Annotated in this window: 5 protein-coding genes; 4 read left to right on the forward strand and 1 reads right to left on the reverse strand. The window is 64.4% G+C overall.

The window, feature by feature from the left end; genetic code table 11:
• The first annotated feature begins 91 nt into the window (after nt 1–91).
• The 3 genes from JOZ76_RS03800 (at nt 92) to JOZ76_RS03810 (ending at nt 3,659) form a co-directional block, all read left to right on the forward strand.
• On the forward strand, nt 92–1,480 hold the full coding sequence (locus tag JOZ76_RS03800; protein ID WP_291697293.1) for a class II 3-deoxy-7-phosphoheptulonate synthase: 1,389 nt from the start codon (nt 92–94) through the stop codon (nt 1,478–1,480).
• 3 nt (nt 1,481–1,483) lie between these two features.
• Entirely contained in the window at nt 1,484–1,837 is a 354-nt protein-coding gene (locus JOZ76_RS03805) for a diacylglycerol kinase (RefSeq protein ID WP_291697294.1), read from the forward strand.
• Nucleotides 1,838–1,901: 64 nt separating this feature from the next.
• Nucleotides 1,902–3,659 carry an NAD+ synthase gene (locus JOZ76_RS03810; RefSeq protein WP_291697295.1) on the forward strand — a complete coding sequence of 586 codons (1,758 nt, stop codon included), beginning with the start codon at nt 1,902–1,904 and terminating at the stop codon, nt 3,657–3,659.
• A 30-nt stretch (nt 3,660–3,689) separates the two neighbouring features.
• Here the strand turns inward: JOZ76_RS03810 and JOZ76_RS03815 are convergent, their stop codons facing one another.
• Nucleotides 3,690–4,778: an amidohydrolase family protein gene (locus JOZ76_RS03815; RefSeq protein ID WP_291697296.1), complete on the reverse strand. Its 1,089-nt coding sequence runs from the start codon at nt 4,776–4,778 to the stop codon at nt 3,690–3,692.
• A 247-nt stretch (nt 4,779–5,025) separates the two neighbouring features.
• Here JOZ76_RS03815 and JOZ76_RS03820 point away from each other — a divergent pair.
• Nucleotides 5,026–5,853: thiamine pyrophosphate-binding protein (locus tag JOZ76_RS03820; protein WP_291697297.1), on the forward strand; the 828-nt coding region annotated here is incomplete at its 3' end.

Raw genomic sequence — 5,853 nt, forward strand, 5'->3', positions numbered from 1 at the left:
TGATTTCCAAGTGGCAGGAGCCTTGCGGCCTGTGTATATAGCGGTGCTTCGGAACCGCCGATAAGTCGCGGTTTTGCTTGAGGAGTTTGTGATGTCCGAGCGGTGGACGCCTGACAGCTGGCGCGCAAAGCCGGTAAAGCAGATGCCTGATTATCCCGACGCCAAGGCGCTCGCGGATGTCGAGGCGCAGCTTGCGAGCTTCCCGCCGCTGGTTTTTGCCGGTGAGGCGCGCAACCTGAAAAAGGCGCTGGCCCGAGTCGCAAAGGGCGAGGCATTCCTGCTGCAGGGCGGCGACTGCGCCGAGAGCTTTGCCGAGCATGGCGCCAACAACATCCGCGACTTCTTCCGCGTCTTCCTGCAGATGGCGGTGGTCTTGACCTATGCCGGCGCGGTGCCGGTGGTGAAGATCGGCCGGATTGCCGGGCAGTTCGCAAAACCGCGGTCGTCGCCGATGGAGAAGGTGGGTGACGTCGAGCTGCCGAGCTATCGCGGCGACATCGTCAACGACATCGCCTTCACCAAAGAAGCGCGCATTCCCGATCCGCAGCGCCAGCTCAATGCCTACCGGCAGTCGGCGGCGACGCTGAACCTCCTGCGCGCCTTCGCCACCGGCGGTTTTGCCAATCTCGCCAGCGTGCATCAGTGGATGCTGGGGTTCATCAAGGATTCTCCGCAGTCGCGGCGCTACAAGGAACTGGCCGACCGCATCTCGGAGGCGCTGGATTTCATGCGCGCCTGCGGGCTGGACCTGGAAAGCCACCCGGAGCTGCGCGGTACCGATTTCTACACCAGCCACGAGGCGCTGCTGCTCGGCTATGAGCAGGCCATGACCCGGGTCGATTCGACGACCGGGGACTGGTACGCAACCTCTGGTCACATGATCTGGATCGGCGACCGCACCCGCCAGCTCGATCATGCCCATGTCGAGTATTTCCGCGGCATCAAGAACCCGATCGGCCTGAAATGCGGCCCGTCGTTGAAGGGCGACGAACTGATCCGGCTGATCGACGTGCTCAACCCCGACAACGAGCCGGGACGGCTGACCCTGATCAACCGGTTCGGCGCCGACAAGGTCGCCGATCATCTGCCCGGCCTGATCCGCGCCGTTGAGCGCGAGGGCAGGGTGGTGGTCTGGTCGTGCGACCCGATGCACGGCAACACCATCACCTCGACCACCGGCTACAAGACCCGGCCGTTCGACCGCATCCTGTCGGAGGTGAAGACGTTCTTCGCCGTCCACACGGCTGAGGGCACCCATGCCGGCGGCGTGCATCTGGAGATGACCGGCAAGGACGTCACCGAATGCATCGGCGGCGCGCGGGCGATCTCGGAGGAGGACCTCAACGACCGCTACCACACGGTCTGCGATCCCCGTCTCAATGCCGAACAGTCGATCGACATGGCGTTCCTGATCGCCGAGCTCTTGAAGCAGGAGCGGGCGGGCAGGGTCAGGCCGATGCCGGCCGCAGCGGGTCTTTGAGACTTGCTGCGGCTGTGGAAAGCCACGGTCAACTCGCGTAACGGCCTCGCGTTCGCGATCCGCTCGGAGCAGGCCGTTCGCGAGGAGGTGGGCGCGCTGATCCTCGCCATTCCCCTGGCATGGCTGATCGGCGCGACCATGATGCGCAAGGTCGAGCTGTTCGGCGCGGTGGTGCTGGTGCTGGTGGTCGAGCTGCTCAACACGGCGATCGAGAAACTCGCCGACCGCCTGACCACCGATCATGACCTGCAGATCGGGCGGGTCAAGGACATGGGCTCGGCGGCGGTCGGGGTGACGCTTTTGATGTCCGGGCTGTTTTGGATCTTTGCCATCGCCGAGCGCATGGGAGCAATCTAAAGCCGGCGCTTGCAGTCCGGCGCGCCACGGAGCACATTTGTTATACCCAATATGAGCATATGTGATGAGTGAACGAAGCGCAAAGTTCAAGATCACGCTGGCCCAGCTCAACCCTGCGGTGGGCGACATCGACGGCAACGCCGCAAAAGCGCGCGCGGCGCGCGCCAAGGCAGCGGCCGATGGTTCCGACCTGATCGTGTTTTCGGAACTGTTCATCGCCGGCTATCCGCCGGAGGACCTGGTCCTGAAACCGGCTTTTCAGGCCACCTGCCGCACCGCGGTCGAGGCGCTGGCGCGGGAAACCGCCGATGGTGGCCCGGCCGTGCTGGTCGGCACCCCCTGGGTCGAGGACGACAAGCTCTACAACGCCGTGGCGCTGCTCGATGGCGGCCGGATCGCGGCGCTGCGCTTCAAGGCCAACCTGCCGAATTATGGCGTGTTCGACGAGAAGCGGGTTTTCGCGCGAGGGCCGGTATCCGGGCCGGTCATGATAAGGGGCGTGCGGGTCGGGGTTCCGATTTGCGAGGATATCTGGCTCGAAGAATCCGAGGACTATGAGAACGTGATCGAGTGCCAGGCCGAGAGCGGCGCCGAGATCATCGTGGTGCCGAACGGCTCGCCCTATGCCCGCGACAAGACCGATATCCGCCTGTCGATTGCGGTCGCCCGTGTCACCGAAAGCGGCCTGCCTCTGATCTATCTGAACCAGGTCGGCGGCCAGGACGAGCTGGTGTTCGATGGCGGCTCCTTTGCGCTCAATGCCGACCTGTCGGTCGCGGCGCAACAGCCGGCCTTTGCCGAAGACATCACGACGCTCACTTTCGAGAAGAACGGCGACGACTGGCGCTGTTCCGGTCCCGTGGCGCCGCAGCTCGAGGGCGATGCGGCCGATTATGCCGCCTGCGTGCTCGGCCTGCGGGACTATGTCCGCAAGAACGGCTTTCCCGGCGTGCTGCTCGGCATTTCCGGCGGCATCGATTCGGCGCTGTGCGCCGCGATCGCGGTCGATGCGCTGGGCAGGGACGCAGTGCGCGGCGTCATGCTGCCCTATCGCTTCACCGCGCAGGTCTCGCTCAATGATGCGGCAAAACTCGCAAAGGCGCTGGACATCCATTACGAGGTGTTGCCGATCGCGCAGGCCGTCGAAGGTTTTGAGGGGATTTTGGCCGGTGTGTTCAAGGGCTTGCCGCGCGACATTACCGAAGAGAATTTGCAGGCGCGCACCCGCGGCACGCTCTTGATGGCGATCTCCAACAAGACCGGCGCGATGGTGGTCACCACCGGCAACAAGTCGGAAATGTCGGTCGGCTACGCCACGCTCTATGGCGACATGAACGGCGGCTTCAACCCGATCAAGGACATTTACAAGACCGAGGTGTTTCGGCTGGCGTCCCTGCGCAACACCTGGAAGCCGGAGGGGGCGCTGGGGCCATCGGGCGAGGTCATTCCGGAAAACATCATCACGCGGCCTCCGACGGCGGAACTGCGCGAAAACCAGACCGACCAGGATTCGCTGCCGCCCTATGACACGCTGGATGCGATTTTGGAGCGGCTGGTCGAAAAGGAGGAGCCGCTGGCATCGATCGTCGCCGCCGGCTTTGACCGCGCGACCGTCGCGCGCATCGATCACCTGCTCAACATCGCCGAATACAAGCGGCGGCAGGCCGCGCCGGGGGTGAAGGTGACCAGCCGGAACTTTGGCCGCGATCGCCGCTATCCGATCACCAACCGCTTTCGCGATGCGGGCCAGCCGTTGCCGTCGCCCGCCGAGACGCTTGCGCCGCGCGCGGTCCGCGCCTCGGCGGACGCGTACGAAGGATAGGGCAGCGTCGGAGCGGTCAGTGATCGGGCCTCAGGCCGCGAGCCGCGGCAGCAGTTTTAGCGCGTTGCCGCGCTCGATGTCGGCAAGCTGCGCGTCGCTGAACACGCCGCAGTCGCGCAAGGCGTTGACGTGATCGATGCTGGTCCGATACGGAAAATCCGTGCCGAACACGATTTGCGAGACCGGCACGATCGCCGACAGCGCCGACATTGCCGCTTTGTTGGAGGTCTGCGCAGTGTCGTAATAGAAGCGCTTGAGCTCGGCGAGCGTGCCGTCGGGAACGGCCGGTTTGGCGTTCGGATCGAGAAACGGATTGCGGACGAAACGGTCGAGCAGCATCGGCATCGTCCCGCCGGCATGCGAGAAAATCCAGCGGATGTCGCGGAATTTGAGGGCGTTGCCGCTGAAGATGATGTCGGCGATGGTGCGCGTGGTATCGGTGCCGAACTCGATCATCACGGGCTGAAGGGTTTTCACCAAATTGACGCAGCAATTGGCCGTTGTCGGGTGGGTATAGACCAGCGCCTTGCGCCGGTTCAGCTCTTCCATGACGGGCAGGAACGAGGGATGGCCGAGCCATTTGTCGTCATAGCTCGTCAAAAGACCGATGCCGTCGGCCTTCAGCGTGTCCAGCGCGTATTCGATCTCGCGCAAGGCGCCGTCGATATCGGTGAGCGGCACCATGGCAAAGCTGCCGAACCGGCCTGGATGGTCGGCGATGAGTTTGGCGGCATATTCGTTGCACTCGCGCGAAAGTGTTCGCGCCGGCTCGCGCGAGGTGAAATTGACGCCAGGCGTGGTGATGGACAGCAGCGCGGTCGCAACCCCCGCCTTGTCCATGTCATCGAGCGATTTGCTGACCGTCCAGCTCTTCATCGGCCCTTCGCCGAAATTGTTGGCGTTGGCCGCGGCGATGTAGGCGGGCGGCGAGAGATGGTGATGGACGTCGATGCGTTGCGGCCTGGACTCGGCATCCCGCGCGGGGGCGGATTTGATCGCGCCTGCGACCACGGTTGCTGCGAAGGCGGCGAGCACATCGCGCCGACCGAGCATGCCGCCCGAGGCAGGCGCCACGTTGCGATGCAAGCACGAACAACCGAAGACATCTTTTCGGACCATCCGTTCCTCCCTCGTCGACGCTACGCTGCCCGTATGTTTCTAAATTGCGCGCGCGTCCGACATCTATCGCAGCAAGCGGTGTCCCGCCAGCGCGATCACCGACCGCGCGCTCGTCTGTTCTGGCGGAGCAGTTGTGTGAGCCGCGCATGCACGTTCACGCAGCCGCGTCTTGACCATTCCTTGGAAGCAGGTGGACACTTCGAGCAACAACAAACAACGGCTCGTTGGCGATTCCGGGGAGGAAACCATGTCCAAACGCAGCAACGACGGGCGCGACGGTGCGCCCGAAGCTTCGCGCCGCAATTTTCTGAAGGGCGCAACCATCGCGGGTGCCGCGGCGCTGAGTACGCCGGTCGCGGCCAACACCGCGATCTCAGGTTTTCCCGAACAGCGTCCAAAGGCCGCGCCGCCCGGCCCACGGTTAGCCGCGGCCGACACGATGCCGCCGCCGGCCGATCCGGTGAGCCAGACCTCCAGCGGCGGCGACTTCATGGTCGACGTGTTCAAGACGCTCGACATCGATTATCTGGCGATGAACTGTGCCTCGAGCTTCCGGGGCCTGCACGAGGCGGTCATCAACCACGGCGGCAACACCAGGCCCGAAATCCTCACCTGTCCGCACGAGGAGATCGCCGTCCACATGGGGCAGGGCTATGCGAAGATGGCCGGCAAGCCGCTCGCCATGATATGTCACGGCGTGGTCGGGCTGCAGCACGCCACGATGGCGATGTACAATGCCTGGTGCGATCGCGTGCCGGTCATGGTCATGGGCGGCAACATCATCGAGGCCAACAAGCGCGCGCCCGGCGCCGAGTGGCCGCACTCGGCCGTCGATCCCGCGGCGCTGACCCGTGACTTTGTCAAATGGGACGACCAGCCGGTCTCGCTACAGCATTTCGCGGAATCGGCGGTGCGCGCCTACAAGATCGCGACCACCCCGCCGATGGCGCCGGTCATGCTGTCGCTCGACGCCGAACTGCAGGAGAATCCGATCGAAAATCGGGACGCCTTGCGGATCCCAAAACTGGTCAAGGCAATGCCGCCGCAGGGCGACGACGGAGCGCTCGGCGAACTC

The sequence above is a fragment of the Bradyrhizobium sp. genome, from assembly GCF_019244115.1.
Lineage (GTDB): Bacteria > Pseudomonadota > Alphaproteobacteria > Rhizobiales > Xanthobacteraceae > Bradyrhizobium.